At 63.1% G+C, this 24,352-nt stretch carries 20 protein-coding genes and 1 tRNA gene; 16 read left to right on the top strand and 5 right to left on the bottom strand.

Going from position 1 to position 24,352, the window contains the following annotated elements; all coding sequences use genetic code 11:
- Positions 1-139 precede the first annotated feature (139 nt).
- Positions 140-394, top strand: a complete 255-nt coding sequence (locus tag FIV42_RS30980; RefSeq protein WP_141200422.1) for a cold-shock protein — start codon at positions 140-142, stop codon at positions 392-394.
- A 24-nt stretch (positions 395-418) separates the two neighbouring features.
- On the opposite strand, the gene FIV42_RS25480 is transcribed toward FIV42_RS30980, so the two are convergent.
- The 3 genes from FIV42_RS25480 to FIV42_RS25470 all read right to left on the bottom strand — a co-directional run bounded on the left by FIV42_RS25480 (position 419) and on the right by FIV42_RS25470 (position 6,078).
- Positions 419-1,201 carry an FHA domain-containing protein gene (locus FIV42_RS25480; protein ID WP_141200421.1) on the bottom strand — a complete coding sequence of 261 codons (783 nt, stop codon included), beginning with the start codon at positions 1,199-1,201 and terminating at the stop codon, positions 419-421.
- Positions 1,202-1,296: 95 nt separating this feature from the next.
- The gene (locus tag FIV42_RS25475) at positions 1,297-5,367 is read right to left on the bottom strand and encodes a HEAT repeat domain-containing protein (RefSeq protein WP_141200420.1); all 4,071 of its coding nucleotides are present in this window, start codon (positions 5,365-5,367) and stop codon (positions 1,297-1,299) included.
- Between the two features lie 159 nt (positions 5,368-5,526).
- Entirely contained in the window at positions 5,527-6,078 is a 552-nt protein-coding gene (locus FIV42_RS25470) for a hypothetical protein (protein WP_141200419.1), read from the bottom strand.
- A 140-nt stretch (positions 6,079-6,218) separates the two neighbouring features.
- Here FIV42_RS25470 and FIV42_RS25465 point away from each other — a divergent pair, with 140 nt between their 5' ends.
- Both FIV42_RS25465 and FIV42_RS25460 read left to right on the top strand, forming a co-directional pair.
- Complete coding sequence (locus tag FIV42_RS25465; protein ID WP_141200418.1) at positions 6,219-8,210, top strand: hypothetical protein; 1,992 nt, start codon at positions 6,219-6,221, stop codon at positions 8,208-8,210.
- 3 nt (positions 8,211-8,213) lie between these two features.
- Entirely contained in the window at positions 8,214-10,169 is a 1,956-nt protein-coding gene (locus FIV42_RS25460; protein ID WP_141200417.1) for a polysaccharide deacetylase family protein, read from the top strand.
- A gap of 46 nt (positions 10,170-10,215) precedes the next feature.
- Here FIV42_RS25460 and FIV42_RS25455 read toward each other — a convergent pair whose 3' ends face one another.
- Entirely contained in the window at positions 10,216-11,187 is a 972-nt protein-coding gene (locus FIV42_RS25455; protein ID WP_141200416.1) for a hypothetical protein, read from the bottom strand.
- A 290-nt stretch (positions 11,188-11,477) separates the two neighbouring features.
- Here FIV42_RS25455 and FIV42_RS25450 point away from each other — a divergent pair.
- The 8 genes from FIV42_RS25450 to FIV42_RS25415 all read left to right on the top strand — a co-directional run bounded on the left by FIV42_RS25450 (position 11,478) and on the right by FIV42_RS25415 (position 16,562).
- Positions 11,478-11,551: transfer RNA gene (locus FIV42_RS25450), tRNA-Leu, on the top strand.
- A gap of 365 nt (positions 11,552-11,916) precedes the next feature.
- On the top strand, positions 11,917-12,114 hold the full coding sequence (locus tag FIV42_RS25445; protein WP_141200415.1) for a hypothetical protein: 198 nt from the start codon (positions 11,917-11,919) through the stop codon (positions 12,112-12,114).
- 19 nt (positions 12,115-12,133) lie between these two features.
- Positions 12,134-12,613 (top strand): hypothetical protein, encoded by a 480-nt coding sequence (locus FIV42_RS25440; protein ID WP_141200414.1) that lies wholly within the window; start codon positions 12,134-12,136, stop codon positions 12,611-12,613.
- Between the two features lie 568 nt (positions 12,614-13,181).
- Positions 13,182-14,447 (top strand): response regulator, encoded by a 1,266-nt coding sequence (locus tag FIV42_RS25435; protein WP_141200413.1) that lies wholly within the window; start codon positions 13,182-13,184, stop codon positions 14,445-14,447.
- Between the two features lie 152 nt (positions 14,448-14,599).
- Positions 14,600-15,196: an MrcB family domain-containing protein gene (locus FIV42_RS25430; RefSeq protein ID WP_141200412.1), complete on the top strand. Its 597-nt coding sequence runs from the start codon at positions 14,600-14,602 to the stop codon at positions 15,194-15,196.
- Positions 15,197-15,325: 129 nt separating this feature from the next.
- Positions 15,326-15,796, top strand: a complete 471-nt coding sequence (locus FIV42_RS25425; protein WP_141200411.1) for a cupin domain-containing protein — start codon at positions 15,326-15,328, stop codon at positions 15,794-15,796.
- Complete coding sequence (locus FIV42_RS25420) at positions 15,793-16,050, top strand: TfoX/Sxy family DNA transformation protein (protein WP_168210942.1); 258 nt, start codon at positions 15,793-15,795, stop codon at positions 16,048-16,050. Before FIV42_RS25425 ends, FIV42_RS25420 begins: the two co-directional genes overlap by 4 nt.
- A gap of 20 nt (positions 16,051-16,070) precedes the next feature.
- Positions 16,071-16,562: a GNAT family N-acetyltransferase gene (locus FIV42_RS25415; RefSeq protein ID WP_141200409.1), complete on the top strand. Its 492-nt coding sequence runs from the start codon at positions 16,071-16,073 to the stop codon at positions 16,560-16,562.
- An 81-nt stretch (positions 16,563-16,643) separates the two neighbouring features.
- On the opposite strand, the gene FIV42_RS25410 is transcribed toward FIV42_RS25415, so the two are convergent.
- Positions 16,644-17,357, bottom strand: a complete 714-nt coding sequence (locus FIV42_RS25410) for a class I SAM-dependent DNA methyltransferase (protein WP_141200408.1) — start codon at positions 17,355-17,357, stop codon at positions 16,644-16,646.
- A gap of 377 nt (positions 17,358-17,734) precedes the next feature.
- Here FIV42_RS25410 and FIV42_RS25405 point away from each other — a divergent pair, with 377 nt between their 5' ends.
- From FIV42_RS25405 to FIV42_RS25385, 5 genes are all read left to right on the top strand, one after another.
- Positions 17,735-18,625 (top strand): GNAT family N-acetyltransferase, encoded by an 891-nt coding sequence (locus FIV42_RS25405; RefSeq protein ID WP_141200407.1) that lies wholly within the window; start codon positions 17,735-17,737, stop codon positions 18,623-18,625.
- Complete coding sequence (locus tag FIV42_RS25400; protein ID WP_141200406.1) at positions 18,622-19,422, top strand: GNAT family N-acetyltransferase; 801 nt, start codon at positions 18,622-18,624, stop codon at positions 19,420-19,422. The genes FIV42_RS25405 and FIV42_RS25400 overlap by 4 nt, the downstream gene beginning before the upstream one ends.
- Complete coding sequence (locus tag FIV42_RS25395; RefSeq protein WP_141200405.1) at positions 19,419-21,506, top strand: methyltransferase domain-containing protein; 2,088 nt, start codon at positions 19,419-19,421, stop codon at positions 21,504-21,506. The genes FIV42_RS25400 and FIV42_RS25395 overlap by 4 nt, the downstream gene beginning before the upstream one ends.
- The gene (locus tag FIV42_RS25390; protein WP_141200404.1) at positions 21,503-22,456 is read left to right on the top strand and encodes a phosphotransferase family protein; all 954 of its coding nucleotides are present in this window, start codon (positions 21,503-21,505) and stop codon (positions 22,454-22,456) included. The genes FIV42_RS25395 and FIV42_RS25390 overlap by 4 nt, the downstream gene beginning before the upstream one ends.
- A gap of 1,408 nt (positions 22,457-23,864) precedes the next feature.
- Entirely contained in the window at positions 23,865-24,077 is a 213-nt protein-coding gene (locus FIV42_RS25385; RefSeq protein ID WP_141200403.1) for a hypothetical protein, read from the top strand.
- Positions 24,078-24,352 lie beyond the last annotated feature (275 nt).

Genomic DNA, 24,352 nt, shown 5'->3' with positions numbered 1-24,352 from the left:
TTAGAGATGTCCGTGGGCCCTCTCCACTTTCTCGAGGGGGAGTCCAAATCGCATCGCAGACGCACCGCTCTGGGGAGGGCGGGGCTGCCAGATGCACACGCCACGGCCGCATCTCAGCAACCGATTCGGGAGGAACAGGATGGCAACCGGTCATGTGAAGTGGTTCAACCGGCGCAAGGGGTTCGGATTCATCACTCGCGGCTCGGGCGAAGATATCTTCGTCCACTACAGCCAGATCTCCGAGGATGAACAAAGAGGGCTCGAGCAGGGAGAAAAGGTCGAATTCGAGCTCTGTCAGGGCCCGAACGGGCTGCACGCGACCAACGTGCATCGAAAGGGAAAGTCCCCATTACAAGAAGAGCGCCACCCCCGTAAGGAGCGGCGCTCGACTTAATCTGCGCTCGACTTGAATCGGCGCCTACTCGTTGATCTCGACGCGTAGCAGTTCGCTTCCGACCTGGACATAGTCTCCATGGCGCAGGCGCTCTTCGCCCGAAATCTTCAGGTAGGTGCCGTTTTTCGAGTCGAGGTCCTTGATGACTGGCGCGCCGTCTTCCCAGGTGATGCGCGCATGCTTCGGAGAGACGTGGCGATCGTCTTCGAAGCTGATGTCACAACCGTGACGACCAATCAGGATATCATTGTTCACCGAGCAGAACGCCCCGCCGGGCTTTCCACCTTCGAGCACGTGGACGACCCGGAACCGGTAGTTCTTGGGCGGGCTCACGTACATGAGCGTATCTTCCTGCATCGGGTACTCACTCTGCAGATCGAGATACTCGACGCGAAGCAGCTGCTCGCCGACCATGAACAGGTCGCCGTCTTCGAGACGCTTGGGCTCGCGAATCCCCAAATACGTGCCGTTCTGACTCTGCTCGTCGCGCAGGAACAACTTGTTGTCGCGATACAGGAACGTCGCGTGACGCTTGTTCAAAAAGTCGTCATCGGGGAACAGAATCGCACCGTTCCCACGACCGGCGACGTGCTCGGTCGCGTTGAGATGATAGCTCAGACCTTCGAGCCCCTCACCCTTGATGAGGATGAGCTTCGCACGCCCCGGCGCCATCATCGCGCCGAAGTAGAGCGTCTCGTCTTGCTCGGCCTCGCCGCCCTCGTGGTACCGGGCGCCGCAACGGCCGCAGAAGTGATGTCCCTCCGGGACAACTGCCTGACAATTTGTGCAAATTCTCGAGCTCGACATGCTGCACTCCTCTGCAGTGAATGACGCAGGCAGATTAGGCTGGACAACAATTCAGGTCAAGGTGTTCGGTGCGACCGCTTTCAGGCTCTCGCAACTCACAAACCGGCCGCCGCCCGACGAAGCCTCATATCGGCGTGGTCGGCATACGGCACCAGCGCCTTCTTGGCCGCCTCCGACTCACTGTCGGCCAGCGCCCGAAGCGCGACCAACTTCACCGGAAGCGACAGATTCGCCAGCCGCTCGGCCAGTCCGTTGATGGCCGCGTCGCTTCCGAGAGCGACGAGCCCTTCAGCCGCCGCCTCGCGCACGGCGCGGTAATCGTCACCGAGCGTGTCGAGCAGCGCCTTGGTGATCGCGTCGGCCTGGGCGTCCTTCGCGCCGACGAGCTCGCCCAGACTCACTGCAGCTGCGGAGCGGACAGCGAACGAGTCGTCTCCGAGGCGAGCTTTGGCTGCCTCGACCAACTCTTTCGAAGTCGGCATCTTGCCAAGCGCCGAGACGGCCGCCTCGCGCACTGCGACGTCGTCGCTCTTGGCGAGTTCGAGCAGCTTGGGCACGTCGCCGCTGTCGCCCACCGCCCCCAAAAGCGTGGCGACCGGACGAAGCACCGCCGACTCCTCGCTCTTGGCGATCTCTTGGAGCGGAGAGTGGAGCTTGGCGACCAGCTTCTTCACCGCCGCCTTGTCGGCATCGGTGGCCGGCGACAAGACCCCGAAGCCCATCCCACCGGACATATCCGCCAGGTCGCGAAGCACGATGCGGCGCACGCGGGCGTTGTCGCCCTCGAGCTTGCCTTTGGCCATGCGGGCGAAGGTGTCGAGATGATCCGTGATGAAATCGCCCGCCGGCGTCACGTCGATGGCGCTCGCGTCCTGGCGCAGGCTCGAGAGCACCGAGTCGGTTTGGATCTCGTGGCGGCGGTCGTTGATATACTGGATGTCATGGGCCACCTCGCGCGCCGTAGACTCAGCGCCCTGCCCTTCCGGCTCGCGCCCGGCGAGCTGGACGAGACCACGCCCGGCGACCTCACGCTGCTGCGGCTCGTCGCTCCAATAGGCGTCGAGCAGCGCCTCGAGCGCCTCGTCGTTGCCGACGCGCGCCAGACTCCAGGCGGCCAAACTCTGCACCTCTTTGGAGCCCTCTTCGAGCGCCTTGGTCAGCTTGTCGACCGCCTTGTCACTCTCGGCGCGCCCCAAGGCCCACACAATCGCCATCGCGATATTGTCCGACGAGCGGCTGATCCGCGCCGAGTCGAACGCGTCGAGCAGCGCCCGCGACGACCGCGCGTCGCCGATACGACCGAGGCTGACGGCCGCGAGCGCCTGCTGCGACCAGTTTTGCCCCTCTTTGACGATGTCGACGAGCGCCTTGACCGCCTGCGATCCGCCCGTGAAGCCGAGCGCCCAAGTGGCCAAGTCGCGCACCGTCGGGTCGTCACTGTCGAGCGCCCGAATCAGCGTACGCGAGGCGCGCTCGTCGCCGATGCGCGCCACCGACATGACCGCCAGGCTACGCAGCGAACTCTTCGGGTCGACCGCGATACGCGCCAGAGTCGGCGCCGCCGGGCCGGCGTGCAGGTCGCCGAGCAGCCGAATCGCCAACGCGCGCTGGCCGACGTCGTCGGACTGCAGCGCGTCGGTCAGCGCCGGCAGCGCCTGGCGCGACATCTTGTCGATCTGCTTTTTCGTCTCGTCTCGGTCGCCCGCCATGCCGTAGCGCATTTCGGTCACCAACGGCGTGACCACGCGGTCGTACAGCTCGAGCATCAGCTTTCGGTACACCGGCTTGGAGCGCGCGCTGAACAACAGCGGCGAGAACTCCATCTCCAGCTCTTCGAGCCGTCCGTCGGCCTCAGCCAGTTGCATCGCCTTTCGGCCCGCCTTGAGGATGAGCGACTCGTCGCGCGCCTTCTTGACGATCGTGCGATAGAGCTCCTCGGCCTCCTCGTACTGCTGCAACTCCATGAGAAGCTCGGCGAGCTTCATGGTGTGGTCGAACGCGCGCGGGTCGAGGTCGATGGCCACGCGATACTCTTTGGCCGCCGCCTCCAGCCGCTGCATCTCGCGGTAGACGTCGCCCAAGCGGGCGTGCGCCGTCGCGTCGTCGGGGTTCTGCTCGACCGCGCGCATGGCGTACTGCACCGCCTTGTCGTCCTGATACAGCTCCAGCGACAGCTCGGCGATGCGGTGGAAGTACTCGCGGGCGAGCTTGGGCCGAAGCTCGGCCATCTTCTCGAGCACCGCGATCGACTTCTTCTTGTCGCCGGTCTGCTCGTAGATGCGAAGCAGGGCCTCGAACGCCTCGACGTCTTCTTTGCTTTCCTCGTCGTCTAGCTTGATGAGCTTCGAGTAGACCGCCTCGGCCTCCTCGTACTCCTTGCGCTTCAGGTGCGCCTCGGCGAGGAAGTAGCCGGACTCCTCGTCGGGTTCGTCGGCCTCGAAGGCCTTGGCGAAGTCGCGCATCTTCGAGCGTAGTCTGCCCTGCTGCTGGTAGATGCCGATGATCCGACCGCGCGCCTCGGCGCGCATCTCGGGCTCTTCGGCCTTCTCCATGATGTGGCTCCAAGCGTCGATGGCCTGCTGGAAGCGCCGCGCCTGCTCGTAGTTGATGGCAACGCCGCGGCGAATCGTCAGGTCGTCGGGCGCGAGCTCGATCGCCTTTTTGTACTCCTCGATCCCCTTGTCGATCATGCCGTGCTCGGCGTACGTCTCGCCGAGCAGCGCGTGCGCCTCGGCCTTCGACAGCCGGCTTCGCAGGATCTTCTTCCAAGTCTTCTTCGCCTTATCGAGCTCACTCTCGCGGTAGTAGAACTCGCCCAAACTCAGGATATAGCTCTCGTTTTTCGGGTCGAGTCGCACCAGGCGCTCGTAGGCTTTGCGCGCCTTGTCGCGCATGTCGTAGCGCATATAGGTGTCGGCGAGCTCCAGATAGACCTGCGGGTCGCGCCGGAAGCGCCGCGCGATGCGGGTGAGCTGGCGCTCGGCCTTCTTGCGGTCGCCCATGCGAAAGTAGATCTGGACGAGCTCGAACTGGAAGCGGTGCTGGCCGGGCGCCACACGAATCAGGTCCTGGTAGGCGTCGACGACCTTTTTGTCCTCGCCGCGGCGCTGCAGGATGCGGATGACCTTCAGGCGCGGGTCGACCTTGCGCCGGTTCTTCTTGATGGCGCGCTGGTAATAATCGAGGGCCTTGTCCTCTTTGCCGAGCTCGTCGTAGAGCTTGGCCAGCATCATCGACTCGTCGTAGTCGGGATACTTCCACTCCTTTTCGTACTCTTCGAGCAGCTCGTCGAGCTTGTCCATGCCCCGGTAGACGTCGACGACCCGGTGGCGCAGCTCGTTGTGCAGCCAGTGACCCTCGCGCATCAGCTTCATCGCCTTGCGGTAGGTCTTGACGGCCATTTCCGGCTCGCCCATGCGCTCGTAGACGTCGCCCTTGTCGCGAAGCGTGGTCGCCCGCGCCTTGGTGTCGCGCCCGGCCAGCTTGATGAGCGCGTCGTACTGCTCGAGCGCCTTCTCGTAGCGCTTGTACTTCACGAGCACCTGCGCGTACTCCATGCGCAGGTACTCGTTGCGCTTGTCGAGGGCGATGAGCTGGTCGTAGTACTTCTCGGCGCGCTCCCAGTCGCGCTGGGCGAAGGCCACGTCGGCGAGCTTGCGCAAGATTTTGGTCTTGCGGTCCTTGTCGTCCTCGAGCTCGAGCGCCTTCTCGAAGTCCTCGGTCGCCTTCTTGTCGTGCTGCAGGAGCATATGCGCCGAGCCGCGCGCCAAGAAGGCGGTCGGGTTGTCGTCGTCGAGCTCGACGGCCTTCTCGTATTGCTCGAGCGCCCCTTTGTAGTCGTTCTTGGTCTTGAGCAGGTGCCCCAGGATCAGCCGGTAGGCGAGCTTGTCGGGCTTGGCTTCGACGGCCTTTTTGTAGTCGTCGATCAACCCGTCGAGGCCTTTGCCGCGGCCGACGTAGGCGACGAGTTTCTCGAAGATCAGCCCCTCGACGGGGTTTCGCTCGAGCAACTGCTTGTAGCGGCGAATGATCTCCTGGCGACGCTTCTCACCGCCTTTGACGTCCCAATCCTGCGCGTAGACCGGCGCAGGGGTGATGACTTCGGCGGTGCCGTAGGTGGCCAGCACAACCAGCATGATTCCCAGCTTCAGGCGAAGACGCTGCATTCAGCTCATCCTCGAAAGTGGCAGTGGTCTCGATTTCGACGCTACAATCGTCATCTGCACAAGCTTCAACTGCAAAAGGGGTCCAAAGGATTCCTGCAGCCCCCGTAGCAGACTCGATATGGTGGGATTGTAAAGGCTGGAAGCGTTGAGTGCACGCCCTCATTTCTGCTCGACGATCACCGGAATATCGATGCCCTTGTCGTCCAGAAAGGCTTTGAGCTCGTCGGCCGCCTCGCGCACCGACTCGACGCCGAAGCGCGACGAGATCACCCGCTCGGTGCCGTGGCCGTCGACGCGCACGAAGATCTCGCTGTCGCGAGGCGCGTCCTCGATGTTGACGATGAAGCGCTCGACCATGTCGAGCTCGATGCCCGCCTGCTCGAAGCCCTTCCCGAACACGCGGCTGGCCTGGTAGACGAGCATCCCCTCGCCGGCGTCGACCACCCACAGATCGTTGCGAAAAAAGCGCAGCGTGGAGGCCACCAGACCGATAAAGAGCGCGGTGAGGACGAGCGCCAGGAACAAAAACCCGGGCATCGGCTCTTGTTCACGGTAGCGCCCGATATAGTCGGGCAGAAAGAAAATCGAGCCGCCGAGCACGATCAACGGGAAGATGAAGACGAAGCGCTCCATCGCCGCCGCGGCGCGGCCCGCAGGGGTCTGGCCGATGTTGAAGGTTCCGTTGTCGCGCGAAGTAATGACGCTTTTCATGACAAGTGCCAGCGATTTGGCGGCTTTTGCAGCCTTTTTTGGCGTTTACAGAGCGGGCCTAACCCATATACTTCCGGCGGGAGTCGAAGCCCGCGAGGCTCGACGTTCCTCAGCCCCAGTTCCTCGCCACGCAGTACGGGATGTTCGAAAGTCGCCGAAAACAATCGGCTCACACAGCTTATCGCGCGCTCTTGTGGGCGCTCGTGCTGATCGTAGCCACCGCACTGTACCTGGACAATTCGCCGTTCGTCCTGGAGACCGACGTCGAGACGGCCGAGGGTATGACGATTACCCGCGAGGCGAACTCGGACGTGCTCATCGTGCTCGACTACGAGGCGATTCGCAATAGCGGACCCGACTTCGAGGCGCGCGACTTCAGTGTGGCATGGATCAACCTGTTCGAACAGGAGATCGGCCCGGTCTCCATCGCCACCCCGCAGTCGCTGTCGATGAAGGTCTTGGAGGCATCGCGCGTGGTCGTGCTGACCTCCTCGGTCTCCGACCAGGTGCCCGACGAGCTGCTCGAAAAGCTTCGCCTTCACGCCCTCGACGGCAACATCATCGTCGTGGAGCGCCCCAAGGGTAAGCTTCGCGACACCTTCTCGGCCAACGGCCGCGCCGGCGAGCGCGAGGGCCAGAAGCTGACCTACCTGCGCGGGCTGGTCGACCCCTACAAGCAAGAAATGATGGGCATGCCGCTGTCGACCGAATTCGTCGGCTCGACTGCCCCGCGCCAGGGCGCCACGACCCACCTGGCCATCGACGGCGCCCCGGCCATCTACGCCGCGCCGATGGGCGACGGCACCGCCATCACCGTCGACTTCGACTTTGGCCAGCAGATGGTCGCCCTGCAGCAGGGCCGCCCCTCCTCGGACTACGAGGTCGACGCCCCCGAGGGCCATACCACGCCGAAGACTTCGGCGCTGATCATGGCCCCCGAGCTTCACACCAACCCGGTGCCCTACGCCGACCTGCTCGAGCGCTTCATCGTCCACGGCGTCATCGGAAGCTACACCCCGGTGCCGATGTTCTGGCCCTTTCCCGGCGGCGCCAACGGCGCCATCGTCGCCCTCCACGAAGACACCGCCTTGGGCGACGGCGGCGGATGGATGCTCGACTACGAGACCGACAAAAACGGCGTCTCCACCCTGCTCTCCTCGGTCGACTCCGGGCTGACCGCCTCGGGCGCGGCCATCATCCAGCGCATGGGCGGCGAGCTCGGCCTCTCCTGGAAAAAAGAAGGCACGCCCCACGAGCTTCTGGAACGCGTGGGCATCGGCGAGTTCCAGCCGCTGGCCCAACCGGTGGGTCTGGCCGCCCAGCTCGACGAGCTGCGCGAGACGCTGCCGGTCAACTACGTCAAGACGGCGCGCATCACCGACAGCTGGTGGGACGAGGAGTGGGCTCGCCCCTTCGAACTGATGGCCGCCCAGGACATCCGCGTCGACACGAGCTACAGCCCGGCGCCCGGCGCCGGCTATGCCTTCGGCACCGGATTTCCTTTCTTGGTCGTCAACAACGAGGGCCAGCCCCTCGGCATGCGCGAGCTCCCCGTGGTCTACCCGACCGGCGTGACCGAAGGCCCCGAACTCGCCGAGCTCATCTCGCAGAGTGCCGCCGGCCACCACCAGGCGATCACCTGGGCGGTCGACCCCGAGATCTTCGCCGACTATCCCGACATGGAGCGCTTTGAGAAGTGGCTGGGCGTCTTCGAGTTGGCCGAGCAGCAAAACCACATCATCACGAACGTGCTTCGCTTCGACCAATTCTTGCGCTCTCGACGCGCCGGGCGCATCCAGAGCCGCGTGGTGCGCGACGCCCAGCTCCCAAGAAAGAGGCGGCCCGCGCCGCAGGCCGGCGACGACGCTCCCGACGAGGTCGCCGAGCCGAGCCCCGAGAGCGCGACCCTCTTGCGCATCACCGTCGAGTCGAAGCGCCGCGGCATGTCCATCACAGTGCCCGCCAAGCTCGACGGCAAGGGCTTTCATCTGGCCAAAAAAGGCGTCAACCGCATCGCCGGCGAGCTCGTCTCGGGCGACGTCGAGACGCTGCCGGCGGGACTCGTCGGCTATAAATTTCGCCGCATTCCCCTCGATGCGGGCTTCAACACCATCGACGTGTACTACCGGTAAGCTATGGCACGGAAGCAATCGATCCTCGGGGCGCTCAAGTGGGACTTCATCCTGCTGGCTCTCATTGCAGCCGGCTTCGGGCTGACCGTCATGCTCGACGAGCCGCACTTCCAGCCGAGCGAGTCGCCCACCACCACCGGAAGTCGGCCGCCCGACCGCACCGAGGGCGACGTGCTGCTGCTGCTTCCCGACACCCCGGCCGCCGAGGCAGCCAAGTTCACCGAGCTCGACTGCAGCTACGGCTGGTTCAACGGGCTCTGGCAGCACTTCGGCTCCTTTGCCACCGCGCTGAACCGCAACCTGAGCCCCGAGATGCTCGCCGGGCGCAGTGTGGTGATCGTGCCCAGGCGCGTGGCCGCGGCGATGCCGTCGACGGGTATCAGTGCGCTGGCAGGCTTCGCCCGAAACGGCGGCCAGATCATCGTCGAGCAGCCAGGCGAAGGCTGGGAGCTCCTGACGGGCGTGTCGACCGCGGGCAAAGAGCGCATGGCGCGCACGATTACGTCGACCGAGGGTCTCGACATCCACGGCCCGATGCGAAAGCACCTGCCCGACACGCCCCTGACCGGCAAGCTCTTGCCTGCCCCGCCGATGGACGCGCACCCGGCTGGTCCGATGCTCCTCGAGGTCGACAGCCAGCCCGGCCTGACGGTCAACCAGCTCGGCCAGGGCCACGTCTACGCCTTTTTGTTCGACTTTGGCTGCACGGTCACCGCGCTGCAGCAAGGGCGCCCCACCGAGGGCATGCGTTTTGGGCGAGAGCCCGGCGCCGAGCAACTGCCGGTCGACGCACGCGCCGCTCACAAGCGCATGCTCACCTCGCACGTCCCCTACGCCGACCTGCTCGAGCGCGCGCTGTTCCACCGGCTGTCTGAAGTCCGCCCGATGCCCCGGCTGTGGATGTTCCCCGGCCAGATGGCGGGCGCGGTGATGCTCACCCACCCCACCCCCGAGAACCTTCGCGCGGCGATCGGTTACGCCGACTGGGCGCGCAAGAACGACGCCTCGTCGACCGTCTTTGTCGCCTCCGACATCGTCACGCCCACCGAAGCCTCGCTGCTTCGTGAGACGGGCGCCGAGATCGGGCTCCTGTGGGTCAACGGCCAGACGCGCGACCACGTCACCGAGCCGGTCGGCGTGGGCGCCATCAAGCCCATCAAACGCGAACTCACGCTCACCCAACAACGCCAACAGCTGAGCATGGCCGTCGGCGGTGAGAAGGCGATCTCCTTCGGCCGCGTCGAGGACTCGATCTTCGCCAACGATTGGGACACCACCCTTCGCCAGCTTCGCAAGGCCGGCCTGCAGGTCGACAACAGCTTCGGCCCCACCGACCCCGAGCACTACGGCTACCTCTTTGGCACCGGCTTTCCGTACTACCCGGTCGACGACCGTGGGCTCCCCCTGCCCATCCTCGAGTACCCGTTCGTCCTGCAGGGCAAGAACGCCAACGTCGACCGGCTCAAGCGCATGCTCGGCAACAGCGAGGCATATTTCCACGAGAGTCTTGTCATCAGCCTGCCGTCGACCGCCATGCGCACCGAGCCTTCCCCGGGCATCCTGCTCACCTTCCGCAACACCTTCGACCTCGCCGAGGAGTACCGCCACTGGATGACGACCATCGGCGAGTTCCACGACTTTCTGAGCGCCCGGCGCCAGTCGGTGCTCACCAGTCAATGGTCGTCGGTCAACCGCCGGCTGACCATCTCGGTCAACCTACTCGGCGCCCGCGCCTCGTCGGTCGAAGGCGGCGCGATTCCGGGCGTGGCTTTCCCGCGCACCTGGGACGGCGAGGAGATCGAGCGGGTGGTCGTCGACGGCGAGGAGATTTCGCTGCGCAAGCTCGTCACCACAGGCAGCAGCTTCGAGCGAATCGTGCGGGTGGGACCGGGGCGGCACACCATCTCGGTGTTCTACAAGGCGCCGCCGGTCGAGGAATTGGAAGAATTGGAAGAGTAAGTTTGGGGTTGTCGGGGCAGCAGGGCCGCCCCGACAATCACACGCCTCAAGCGGGCTCTTTCCCCGTCTCTTTGGTCTCCAGCGTCGAGAACAACGCCATGTGCACCAAGAAGATCCCGAACATCGCCAACTGCGTGAACAGCCAGTAGACCCCGGCGATGATCACCAGACTGAACGGATAGAGAAACGACGACGCCAGCCCGACCACGAACGTCCCCGCGCCAACGAAGCACGACGCAAACGCGCCGATAATGACGAGCGCTCCGATGGCGATGAGCACCGGCATCCAGTAGGTCTTGTTGAGCACGAACGAGCGCTTGGCCGCCTCCATCGGGTCGACGTCCTGGGTCGCCGCAATATACGGCGCCTGGCTGAAGACGAACGCGATGAACAGACCGGGCACCAAGCAGCAGGCGGCGCCCAGGCCGAACAGAAACGTGATCGCGACGGTGAGGATGACGATCGCAACGAACGGCCCCTTGGCCTCGTTGATCACGTCCATCGGCCCGCTGTAGACGTGCTCGCCCTCGAAGACGACCCGATGCAGCGGCTTGAACATGGCGAACTGCAGCGCGCCGGCGGCGATCGACACGACCAAGGCGACAATGCCGAGGATCATCGAGACGATCCCGATCGCCCCGCTCACCGCCACGCTGTCGACGAAGTAATTGATGATCCCCAAAAACGCGTCGAGCATATTGAACACGAGGATCACCGCGCCCACGGCCAGCCAGGCCTTGAGCACCGGCCCCATCGCCCGGTTCGCCACCAGCTTGAGCCGGTCGACGACCTCGTCGAGGGTCACCTCATGGCCGCCACCCCACCCTTCGGTCACCGCGTCGAGCGGCGGCCCGCCTCCCGGCGGCTCGAATCCGGAGCCGCCGGCGCCATAACTGCCGCCGTCGGTTCCTCCACCTTGATGGACCATCTGCTGGTTCTGCTCCGGCCCACCCGCGGGCTGATTCGAAGACTGCCCCCAGTCGTTGTTGCCGCCATTCCAGTCGTTTCCGTTGCTCACCTTTGTCTCCGTTGCGCAATATTCATGAAGCAGACGTCACCGCGTGCCAATCTCCGCACACCCGGCTCGCCCGCAAGGTCTTTCCAACACTGCGTTTAATTAACGAGCAACCGCCCCGATTTTTCAAGCCCGCTCTGTCAGATCGCCCCTTCCGCAACCACACGCCACATGCTACGCAGGGGCAACTGCGCCATGGATGTGCACCACGCGAGACACTTGCACAACCGGCCGGGCGCCGAAATAATGTGCGCACCGGCATGTTTCAGGTGCGACAAATGAGCACCAAACAAGCCCCCATAGCCCAACTGGCAGAGGCAGCGGACTTAAAATCCGTCCAGTCCGGGTTCGAATCCCGGTGGGGGTACTTTGCGGAACGCAAAGGGGGAAAGCTCCCGTCGCCCTCGCCGGCTGGTTTGTGCATCTTCGGCGCCGGTTGTCCTCGACGTGGCGCTGCCACGCCTGCGGGAACCGGCATCCGAATCTGCAGCAAACCAACTCGCCGAGGCTCGGTCCCCTTTCCCCCTTTGCATTCCGCGGTTTTCTCAAAAACAAAAAAACCGGTCGGGCCGCCATCGAAGCGACGACCGCCATCGCGTCGACCAAGGCGCGCAGTCCACGCCGCGCCGAGCGCTACCTTCGGACTCAAACCACAAACAAGCTCCACGTTGGTGGACCATGGAGCGCACGGCGCGTAAGATGAACGTGTCCTCTAGCGAAGAGAACACGCCTATGCCTAAGCATTCCGAGCAAGGCCCTGCTGACGCCCCCGAGCAATCCTCCGCTCCGTCGGACGAGTATGCCGACTCTGGCGTGGACCGCAGCCTGATTCGCTGGATGCTCTCGCTCTCCCCGACCGAGCGCCTGCTGGCTATCCAGCAACAGGTCAACGCGGTTCGGCAGATGAAGGAGCGGATCAATTCGGACTGATTTCCAACAGATTCTTCGCGTGCTTCTCGACCACGACGTCGACTTCATCTTGGTCGGCGCACTGTCCGCTGTACTGCAGGGCGCACCGGTGATGACCGTCGATGTTGATATCGTCCACCAGCGCACCGAGGAAAATATCGACGCGCTGGTCGAGGCACTCGACGCTCTCGACGCCCAGTTCCGCGGCCCCCCCGGCAAGCGACTCGAGCCAACCCGCGAGCACCTCGCCTCAACCGGTCATCAACTCCTGACCACGATTTACGGTCCCCTCGACCTGCTCGGCACCATCGAACATGGCCTGACCTACGAGCAACTCCTTGGCGACTCCATCGACGTCGAGTTCGACGGGCACCGGCTCCACGTGCTGTCGCTGGCGAAGTACGTCGAACTCAAAGAGGAATCCTCACTGCCTAAGGACCGCGCACGCATTCCAGTGCTACGGGAGACGCTCGAGATGCAAAAAAACGCGGAGCGCGAAGACAGCGACGAAGGCCAATGAGCAAGGCGCGCCGTCCGCGCCGAGCCGAGCGTTTTTCGCGAGGCCCTGTAGCCGAGGGTTGTGCTTGCGCCTTTTGCGAGCGCTACCTTCGGACGGCGCCACGACTCCTGCATGGCCGCCACCGAAGGCAATAAAACATCCCATCCAAACCCGCACCTCGGCGCCCCCAATCTCTCGCGCACCCGCATGGAATGGGCTTCGTCGGGGAACCCCCTTCCCTTACGACGGCGGATCGCGCCCATCTTCAATCGCCCGGGTTTCGTGTCGACGCCGGTCCTCGGTGGCGACAGGTGAGGAAAATATTTCACATTCTCGAGCCTGCCCGCAGGTTTTTCGCCTAAAGCTGATTTCGAGAGTTCACGTATCGGCAAAAGACTTCGCTTCCCTCGAGTTGCTCCCATCTCCACTGCGAAGACGCATCGCAGTGCCTCTACTTACCAGTATGGATAAAAATCGTCCTTATTCGGACGCCTGTTCGAGGCTGGCATGGAACTCGCACGTAGCCAATGAGCAACATGGAAGAGGCGCTGACACGGGAGTGTCGGAGCTATAGACGTCGAGTTACCACATGAAGAATGTCCTAATTGTCGATGACGAAGAGTCGTTTCTGAAGAGTATAGCCGATGGCCTCGAGGCGTACTCCCAAGACTTTCAGGTGTTGACTGCCTTCGACGGCCGCGAGGCCATCGACGTGCTCGAAGAGACGCCGGTCGACCTGGTGGTCACGGATCTGAAGATGCCGCGGGTCAACGGGTTCAAGCTGGTCGAGCATCTCAACAAAGAGTTTCCCCGGCTTCCGGTCCTCGTGATGACCGCCTTCGGCTCACGAAAGATCGCCCGCAAGCTGTCCGAGCTGGGGATCAGTCAGTTTCTCGACAAGCCCATCGAGTTCGACCACCTGGTCGGTCGGATCTTCGACCAGCTCGATGCCGGCTCGCGAGGACGCCTGCAGGGAATCGCGTTGCCCACGTTTCTCCAGCTCATCGAGATGGAGAAGAAGACCTGCACGCTGCAGGTGCAATCGGGCGACCAGATTGGCCTGCTCTACTTTCTCAAAGGGGAGTTGATCAACGCCGAGACCAGCGGAATGGACGGCGAGGAAGCCGCCTCGAAGATCGTGACCTGGGAGGACCCCGATATCGCCGTGGATAGCGTGCTTCGCAAGAAGAAACGCACCATCGACACCAAGCTAGGCCCCCTGCTCATGGACGCGTATCGCCTCCACGACGAGCGCGGCGCTGAGCTGGCCGACGAGGAGTCGGACGTCGAATTCGATCTGGGGCTCAAAGTCCCTCCACCGCCACCACCGCCCACCAACGGAGCAACACGCACGCAAGACAGCAAAAGCAACGACAACACTAAAAGCAACGACAACAGCAACAAGACGAGCAAGAAGAAGTCTACTGCCAAATCTGCATCTGTAACGGAGTCGAACATGTCTGTACGTGACACCCTCAAAGAACTCGCCGACCTCGAAGGTTTTGCCGGAGTCGGCATTTTCACCCCCAATGGTGAGTCGCTGGCGATGCTCGCCGGTGATGGCTACAAGGACAAGCTCAAGACAATGGGCGTGTTGGCGAACAACGTGCTTCTGAACGCCCAGAAGGCCAGCTTGGACATGGGCGCGGGCCGCGGCCAGTTGGTCCATGTCATGGCCGAAGAAGCCCATATTTTGGTGCGCTGCCTCAACGAGGGAGACGACCCCCTGAAATCGGCCCCCGGCAAGGCGCACTACCACACGGTGCTCGTCTTGGAGAACGATAATGGATTGGGAATGGCGAAGCTGAAGTTGAACTCGGTGATCGCCAAGCTCGCCGACGACTTCCGTCCCTGACCCCTGGTCCTCACCCCAGTTGGCGCGCGGCGACTCCTCGCCGCGCGCCGCCAAGAGCAGCAACGGGAAGAAGCAAGGCGCATGCGACGGATAGAGACGCAGCTTGAGAGCCTGCACGAGATGAGCACCTGCGCTCGCAAACAGGGCCACAGATGTCCAAAGAATCGCTCGACACCCTATTCGGGCAGATGCTCGACCAGTATCCGCTGGCGCGCTACGGACCGCGGCACAAGCAGCACGTGATCTTCGAAATCATGGGGGCCATTCGTCAGGCGCATGAGGCGCATGTGCAACCCCTGGCGAAAGACTACCTCGTCCGCGCGTCCACCGGAATCGGGGCGACCTGGGCGAATGTGCCCTGGCTGGCCGTACTCGACCCGCAGGAGACCGACACCGCTCAGGATGGGCGCTATGTGACCACCATGTTCGCGGCCGACGGCAGCGCGCTCGTGGTCGCGATCTGCTGGGGTACGCAACGCCTGCGCCGCGAGCACGGCAAAGAAGCAACCGATCTGCTCGCCAGCCGCCGCGCATCGACGGTCGACACCCTCACCGAGCACCTCGACCACGTGTTCACCATCGGCCAAGACGTCGACCTCGCCGCGTCCACCCCACTGGCGCGCGACTACGAGCGCTCGTGCCTCACCTGGCGACGATTCGACACGCACGCCCTGCCCGACGAGGCCACCTACTGGTCGGTCTTCGACCAACTCATGGCGGCGAATCAGGTGCTCATCGAAAGCGCCTGAATGCAACACCTTTCGACCGGCGCGAACTCGACGCACACCCGCATAGCGTGGGCCTCGTCGGGGAACCTGGTTCCCGGGCATCATCCCAAATATTGACACACATCACGTAACCCCCCGATCATCCCGGACATGACAAAGCCACCGACCATCGACCAACTCGTAGACCACCTGCAGCTCGAAGCGCATCCCGAGGGAGGCTTCTTCAAAGAGACGTGGCGCTCGGAGCTCACACTACCGTCGAGCGCCCTCCCCGGCCATCCCGGGCTGCGAAACGCGGGCACGAGCATCATCTACCTATTGCCGGCCGGCGAGGTTTCCGCACTGCATCGCGTCCGCTCCGACGAGCTTTGGCTGCATCAACTCGGCGACCCGTTGCGACTCGAGCTGTGCGCCGACTCCGACGGGGAGTTCGAAGAGCGGCTGGTCGGCCCGCCGCCGCAGGGCCAACTCCAAGCATTGGTGCCCGCCGGATGGTGGCAGACGGCTACGCCCACCGAGGGCCCAGCGGGTTACTCGTTGGTCGGCTGCTTGGTTGTACCCGGGTTCGACTTCGAGGATTTCGAGATGCTCCCCGCCGCCGACCACAGGAACAACTCATGAACCTCGCCGACGCACGAAACCTCGGCCCTCGCTCCGCCGAAATGCTCGCCGATGCCGGACTCCTCGACCTCCAAGAGGTCCGCGACCTGGGGGCCGCCGAGTGCTTTCGGCGCGTACGCATGGTCCACCCGAAGGTATCGCTCAACCTGCTGTGGGCGCTCGAAGGCGCAGTGACCGACCGCGACTGGCGGGACATCGACGACCGACGCAAGCGCGAGCTGCGCCGGGCGGTTGGCGCAGCGAAGCCCCGGTGAACGCATCTGGGAAACCATGGATGACCGCAACCTTGCCTATGTCCGAGCACCTAGACATCACACTCGCCCAAGGCACCCAACACGTCGCTGCATGCGAGCACCTCCTCCGCGACCTGCCAGCCTGGTTCGGCATCGAGGAGGCAATCGTCGAGTATGTCGAGCAGATCGCCGAATTGCCCACCTTCGTGGCCCGCACCGACGGCGCCACCGTCGGCTTTGCGAGCCTCGAGCGACATAGCGATGCCGCCGCCGAAATCGTGGTGATGGCAGTCGCGCCGTCGCACCACCGCCGCGGCGTCGGCCGCGCCCTGCTCGAGCGTGCCGAGTCCTATCTTCGCGCCCAAGGCGTCGAGTTCTTGCAGATCAAGACGCTCAGCGACGCGCACGACTCCCCCGAGTACGCTCGCACTCGCCGCTTCTATCGCGGCGTCGGCTTCAAGCCACTCCAGGAGTTTGCGACGTTGTGGGACGAGGGCAATCCGTGTTTGCAGATGATCAAGTGGCTTGGGTAGATCTGCTATCTTCAGCTGAACGTCGCTGTCGAGCTACTCGGCGACGTCGTCAGCCCTCCGCCAGCCAACGCCGCGTTCGCTCTACCGCCGTGCAACAAACAGACCTCGCCCGCTCACCCCATTGCTGTCGTAGACGACCTCGAACCCCGCGTCTTCGAGCGCTTGGCGGTATTCGGTCGCCGAATATAGATATGCCACTAGTTGTGTAGTGAAGTATTCGACGTCTTCTCCACGCTCGGCGACCAGCCAGTGGAAATCGAGCGTGGCCCTTCGCCCCTCCTCTTTGCTGACGAATTGTCTGCACACCTTGATATCGTCGTCTTGGTAGGTCTTCATGAACGGCCGCCCTGGCTCGGCGTCGCCCGGTCCGATCCAGGGCTCGACGACCAGGACCCCGCCCGGGCGAAGCGCCTCATAGAAGTTCCGTGCGGCTCGTTCGAGTTGGGCGAGACTGTCGGCGTAGCTCAGCGACGAGAAGAGACACAACACCGCGTCATAAGTCTTCTTTGGCGTGAAGGCGAACATGTCGGCTTCGAACAGCTCGACCTCCGCCACCTTATGACGAGCTAGTGCGAGCATGTCGGCGCTGATGTCAAAGCCGCTCGAGTCGTAGAAATTGACGAGATGCTCGAGGTAATTTCCCGTTCCACAGGCGGCCTCGAGCACTGAGGCGCCGGATTCGACTCCATGGTCGGAGAGTATCTGGCGAAGCCTTTCGACCTCCGAGGCGTAGTCTTTGCCATCATAGATCAGGTCGTAGAGCCACGCCCTTCGCCCATACATGTCATCCGCCATCTCACTGCTCCTTGGAAGTTCGAGAACAAGCCGAACGCCACGCCACCTCGTCGTCGTGCACCAGAAAGCGGTGATCGCTCCACCGACGCTGGCTATGCAAGGGATTCGCTGGCCGGTTGAAGTTGCGCAGCCTCTGCACGTCTGGTAGCTAACAACAACCTGACCGACGTTCAACGAGTGTACGCCATGAACGCAGCATCCCCCAACGCCGGCTGTACGATGTGTCGCGAACACAGTGATACGAGCGGGTGTGCGTGCTGATTTCGTCGGTCAGCTAAACAAGGTTACGCGCCCCGCCCGATTCGTCGGACGGGGCTTTTCGCGTTCATGGTAGCTCCTCCGACGAACGGGCTGGCGCATTGTGTTTCGGAGGAGACATGCTCCAAATATCATTCAAACGAGTTAAACCGGGTAAAGTCGACAAGCTTCGCACTTGGATGCGCGAGTTGAAGGACCGCCGCGAGGAGATCTTCGCGTCCTTCGAGCAAGAAGGTGTGCGCTCGGAGAAGGCCTGGCTGCTGGAAGACGACGACGGCTATGTTTTGGTATACGCGATCGAGGCCGAAGATCTCGAACAGGCCCGACGAGTCTATGCCGAGTCGACCCTTCCCATCGACCTCGAGCACCGGGCAATCCAGCGCGATACGCTCGGCAAGCGGGTCGAGCCCGAGTTGCTGCTAGATCTAACGGTAGATGATATGGAATGCGACGCCCCTTCAGACCACATCTACAGCACTGGCGCTCACCTTCGGCTCCGAAAACCGCTCATGGAGGACGCACCACTTCGCCACAAGTGGTTCGCCGACCCGCAGGTCACCCGCTATCTCCCGCTCGCCGGAAAAGATGAGCTTCCCATCGAGGATATCCGTGACTATCTCGAAATGGTCACCGACTCGAACCGTCCGGTCTTCGACGTAAGCATTGAACTTCTCGACGGAGTGACCATCGGCTCGGCGAGCTACCGTGATGTCGTCGACGGGGAGTCGGCCGAGCTTTCGATTGTCCTCGGAGAAGCCAAGGCGCGGGGTCGCGGCCTCGGTCGAGAGGCCATGGAGTTGATGCTCGACTACGGCTTCGACGAAATGAAGCTGAAACACGTCTGGCTGGTCGTTCGCGCCGACAACGACGTCGCCGTCGCCCTCTTCGAGAGCCTCGGCTTCGAGACCGCCGAGGTACTCGAAGACGCGGTCGTGATCGACGACGTTTCCTACGCCAAGCTGCGCATGGAGTTGAAGAGCAAAGATTGGAAAAAAGGTCAGACATCATGAAGCCAACACCCCTCGACAACATCCTCGAGACGGCCACCGCCGACTGCTTCTGGGTGCCGCCGCATGTGCAGGTCGTGGAGCGCGAAGCGATCAAATACACCCATTCGCCACAGCCATCGGTCGGCTACAACCGCGTGGTGCGCGTGCGGCCCAACGTCGAACCTCCCGAAGTTCTACTCGAAGAGGTACTGGACGCCCACGAAGGCGGCTCGAGCCGATGGCATATTAACCCAATGGGTGACAACCCGAGGCTCCGGCGTGCGCTCACCGACGCCGGATACGCCCCGGGGCACCGACACTTCGCCTACGGCATCCGCACAGACGCCTACGACCGCAAGCCCGCGTCGGATATCGAGGTGCATCAGGTCGCGTCGGTCGACGATCTGCGTGCGCTCTACGAAATCCGCGCCGACGTCTTCGGGCGCAACCCCGACCTCTCGAACGAAGACCTCGCCCGCGAGGTCGACGCCTGCACCGGCCCGGAGCGCCGCGTCGCCCGTTTCCTAGCATACCGAAAGGGTGAACTCGCCGGCGCATGCGGGCTGACGTTCTTCGACGAATTGAGCTTTGGGCTCGTCTGGGCGGGCGGCGTGCTCGAGGCGCACCGTGGCCACGGCGTCTACACCGCCTTGCTGGCCGCCCGAGCCCGCGCAGCAAAACAGCGCGGCATCGAGTGGCTCGGGCTTTACGCTAGGGAGGAGACGTCCGCTCCGATTGTGGCCGCACAGGGGTTCGAGCGGCACGGGTACTTGGACTATTTCGAGCGTGAGTCGACGTCGCTACGGGCAGAGGCATGACGAAAATTGATGTAAGGCATCGCCACGTGGGAGCGTACGCCCTGCTCGTCGAGAACGACGCCGTCTTGCTCGTGCGCAAACAGCGCGGGCCGTACCGTGGCTGCTGGGATCTCCCGGGCGGCGGACTCGAAACGAACGAAAGTCCGGTCGAGGCTCTCTTTCGAGAGGTGCAAGAAGAGACCGGGCTTCGCCTGGACGCACCGCAACCGCTGACGACGACGGTTATCCAATGTTGTCATCTCCTCGACCGACCACAGCCAGAAGAACTCCTCCACGTGGCGCTAATCTATCGAGCCTCGTCGCCCGACGCTGTCGAACCGGCCGTGGTCGTCGACAATGAGGATGTCTCCCACGCGGTGTGGCTACCGCTCGACCAGTTGCCGGGAACGCAACTGACGCCCATCGCGCAGGAGGCATTGACCGCGTTCTCAGATAAAACCGCGTTCTCAGATGAAGATGGAATTCCCATGACAAGTGCCCTCTCCCCCGGCCAAAGACTCCTCCAGACCTTTCACCAACGCCACGCCGGCGCCACAACCAAGACCCTCGCCCGCGGACGCACCGAATCAGGCCGGTCGAGCTATGAGATGTTGTGCTCCGTCGCGACCTCGGCCGAACGAGGCGCGACCGTTCTCGACCTGGCCTGCGGCGATGGGTTTCTACTCGAGCTCGTGCACGAACAGCTTCCGGACGCTCGACTCATCGGAGTCGACGTCAGCGACGCTGAACTCGAGGCAGCTCGAGCGCGTCTTGCTCTCTGTGAGCCGGAGCTACTGAACGCGCGAGCTCAAGAGCTGCCGTTGGCCGACGCATCGATCGACGTCGTGTTGTGCCACATGTCGCTGATGCTCATGGAGGAGGTCGAAGAGGTCGTCGCCGAGATTGGCCGTGTGTTACGTCCAGGAGGCGTTGTTGGCCTGATTGTCAGTGACGGCTCCTGGCCAGCTGGGATTGGCAGGACATTCAAGTGTCTCATGAAAGACGCCGTGGCTCAGTTCGGCGGTGCTTGCCCGAGGCTTGGCGACAACCGGACGCGCACTGAAGAAGGACTCCTGTCGCTCTTTGGTCGCAAGACTGGATTCGAAGCACGCACTCCGCCCCAGTCGCTCACCCTCGAGCTCGATGCAGACACCGAGCAGGTGTGGGAGAGCCTGTCGCTGATGTACAACTTCGCAGCGCTCGACGAGCGCGGCCGTGACTTCGTCAAAAGCGGCTTCTTCGACGCCGTCGACGACGAGTATGGCAAGCCTGATAGGCTCCCTTACCGAACGTCGCTACTATTCGCCTGCTTCGAGCGCCTCGGCCGAGGAACGAATCGCAACAACAACTCCTCCTCATGGACCCGCCTGGGCGAAGGCACCCTGACCGAAGTCTGGACCGACGGCGCGCATATAAGGCGCCCGCTGAGGCCCTGGAGCCAGGCGGTCCATCAGTTGCTCGACCATCTCGAGCAGCGTGAAGTCGCGGGCGTGCCTCGTTTCGTCGCCATCGACGGCAGTAGCGAGATACTGACGCATCTGCACGGCCAGGCCGTTCTCCGCCCATGGCCAGAGGCGGTGCAGTCCTCGGAGTGGATGGAGCAGGTCGGGCGTTGGCTTCGGCAGGTTCACGAGTCGACGGCAGATTTCCAGCTGACCGACGGCGTCAGCTTCGCCTGGGGTCCCACCGCCCCCGAACCCGCGCACGTCGTCACCCACGGCGACCTCGGCCCCTGGAACATGATCGTCGACGACGGCGAATTCTCCGGCGTCATCGACTGGGACATGGCGAGATTCGGCGACCCGCTAGATGACGTTGCCGAAGTGGCGTTCGAGCTCGGCCCTCTGCGAGAGAATCGAGGGATGCTCGACGGAGATATAAGCAGGGAAATGGTTCGAGCGCGAGTGGCAGCGCTTTGTCGCGGCTATGGACAGGTGTCGGCCGATAAGGTGCTACGGCACGTCGAACCCTTTTACCGACGACGAATTGGCGAGATGCCCGAACTCGCCGCCGACGACCGAGAACCATTTGTCACCTTGGCCGACGCCGGCAACATCGAGTCGTTATGCAATGACCTCGAACACTTTCGCGATCACTTCCAATGAGAGACAAGAAGGCCGCTTCCGCCGAAAAACAGTGGCTCGAATACTTTCGAGCACGAGGTTACCCTGACGCTACCCGACTCGCCGCAGGTATGGAGGGAGCCGTCTACTCGCTCGTTCCAGGCGAGCTCGTAGCAAAGGTGTGGTTCCATCGAGGGGCCGACACCCTCCGGCCGCTCGCCGCATACTACGACCGGCTCTCGCGTGCGAACCACTCACTGCGTACCCCGAAGATTCACCGAATCGACACTGTCGACGGCGTCGCGATTACCACCGAAGACTTCTTACCGGGAACCCCTCTCGACCAACACCTTGTCTCCACGGCGAAGCGGCCCAAGCCACAAGCCGTCGATGCCCTCGTGGAGGTACTCTCGACGTTTCTATCCATCGGCGAAGCTTCCGAGTTTCGCCAGGTCTTCGTGCTCGATGAGACTGAGTCGTTCTGGGAAGGAAGTGACCGCTGGAGCGACAGTATCGGAGGTCTGCTACGCCGACGGGTCGCGCGTTTTGCAACTCAACTCGAGCGCGAAGTGTCTAAACTCGACGCCCTCCTCGAAGCCACGCACAGCTTTCTCGAGTCGCGCGACAACGCGACAATGAGCGTAATCCACGGAGACTTGTGCCCCGCCAACATCCTGGTCAATGACGACATTGAGCCCGTGTCCGTGCTCGATTTCGGCTTCTTGTCGACGGTGGGAGATCCAGCTTTCGACGCGAGCATCACAAGCGCCATCTTCGAGATGTGGGGCCCTTGTGCGCGCGAACTCGACGAGCAGCTAACCACGACCATGCAACGAGCATTCGGCTACGACCGCGACACGCTTCTGGCTTACCGCGCGGTGTACGCCCTCCTTACGAGCAACGCCTACGCGCCCGACGGAACGGATGGCCACTTTCGCTGGTGTGTCGAGATGTTGGACCGTCAGGATGTACGTGACGCTTTGGGTATGTGAGAAAACCAAATAACTATCTACCATGCCCGCTCAGGCACCAAGCGGGCGACGCTTTGCTCATCTAGTCAATCGCTTGGTGAAATGCCTCTCGTCGGGAACCCGCCTCGTCGGGGAACCTGGCTCTCACCATCCCGCACATCTTACAACCAGGTCGGGGCGCGGTGCTCTGCGGCGCAGCGACGTCTCTAACATCGCCTTGCGTGGATGCCCCTCGACCGCCACACACGTACGGCGGGCCTGAACGGTTGACTTGGTGGAGGTGTGGGTTGCTGGGAGATTGCGTAGAGAAGGCACTGCCGGTGCGTGGCGATGCCCCCGGCCGGCCTCCGCCGGCCGGCCCCCGCGCGAAGCAGCGGGGGCCTATATGGTCGGCCTATCAAAAGTGGTTCAGAGGCGAACCTACAACAATGCACCACTGCTGCTAGAGCGACCATAAAGCCCCCCGTGGCTTCGCACGGGGGGCAGGCGGCGAAGGCCGCCGGGGGGCATCGCCGCGAATCGGCAATGCCTACTGCTCGTAACCTCCCGCCTCGTCGGGGAACCTGGCTCCCTTACGAGTCCGGTTTGGCTTGCGAGGAGCGAAAGCCATGCAGACCAGCAGCGCCAGCTATTAAGGGCTAAGACCATTAGGGAGTCGCCTCATCGACCACATGAGCTACATCGACACGATTCCATAATGGCCGCGCCGCCGTGCAGGCGCCCCTAATAGAAGGAGCCGCTCCCCTGCAAGGGCGCCCCAACAAGCCACTACAAGCCGCCGCTCACCCGCATAGAATGCGCCTCGTCGGGGAACCTGGTTCTCACCATCCCGCACATCTTACAACCAGGTCGGGGCGCGGCGCTCTGCGGCGCAGCGACGTCTCTAACGTCGCCTTGCGTGGATGCCCCTCGACCGCCACACACGTACGGCGGGCCCGAACGGTTGACTTGGTGGAGGTGTGGGTTGCTGGGAGATTGCGTAGAGAAGGCACTGCCGGTGCGTGGCGATGCCCCCCGGCGGCCTCCGCCGGGGGGCATCGCCGCGAATCGGCAATGCCTACTGCTCGCAACCTCCCAGCTCATCGGGGAACTTGGTTCCCTTGCGACCTCGGAGAGCCTCGTCCCCTTTTGACCCGTTGTTCTAGCCGAAGGCAATCGCTATTCTCCGCTCAGTATTTACGAAAGGAACGCTCCCCCTAATCGAGCGGTAGCAACCATGCACCTTCACCTTCTCAACCTCGTGACCAAGCAATACATCCACTGCGGGAAAGCCGTGCGTAGCGACGACGGTGAGTCCGTTGTGTTTGGTGGAGCCGTGTATGGGCCACACTCCGACGCCTTTGAGTCCGACTCGCCATCAAGCGCGAGTCAAGACGCCACGTCTGGCCCCGCACGAGAGGTGACATTAAGCGCTGTCGAGGCATTCTTGATGGCCAACCTTGGCCAACCGATTGTGCTGGTGACGAGCCAGATGCTCGATAAGCTGGAGACCGCCCACCCCTACTACGAAGACATGTCGGTTGCGTGGGACCACGAGGAACCGGAAGTTGTGCGCGACATCGAACGCACATTTCGAAGCGAGAAGCTTTTCGACGCCCTGCTGAAGATCGCCGAAGCGTACGACGAGACGCGGGACATCTAGGTGCCACGATGCTCCCCCCGTCAAGCGCTTCATGTCCTGTTCGGCGAGTTTCGCTTGGCCAATGCATCTCGTCCGCAACACGAGCCGCCGATCGCCTGCCCCCCGTGCGAAGCAACGGGGGGATTTATGGTTGCTCTAGCAACAGAGGTACATTGTTGTAGGTTCGCCTCTGAACCACTTTTGATAGGCCGACCATATAGGCCCCCGCTGCTTCGCGCGGGGGCCGGCCGGCGGAGGCCGGCCGGGGGCAGCGCCACGCACCGGCAGTGCCTCCT

Source organism: Persicimonas caeni (genome assembly GCF_006517175.1).
GTDB classification, from domain to species: Bacteria; Myxococcota_A; Bradymonadia; order Bradymonadales; family Bradymonadaceae; genus Persicimonas; species Persicimonas caeni.
This window is presented reverse-complemented; position numbering and strand designations above follow the sequence as displayed.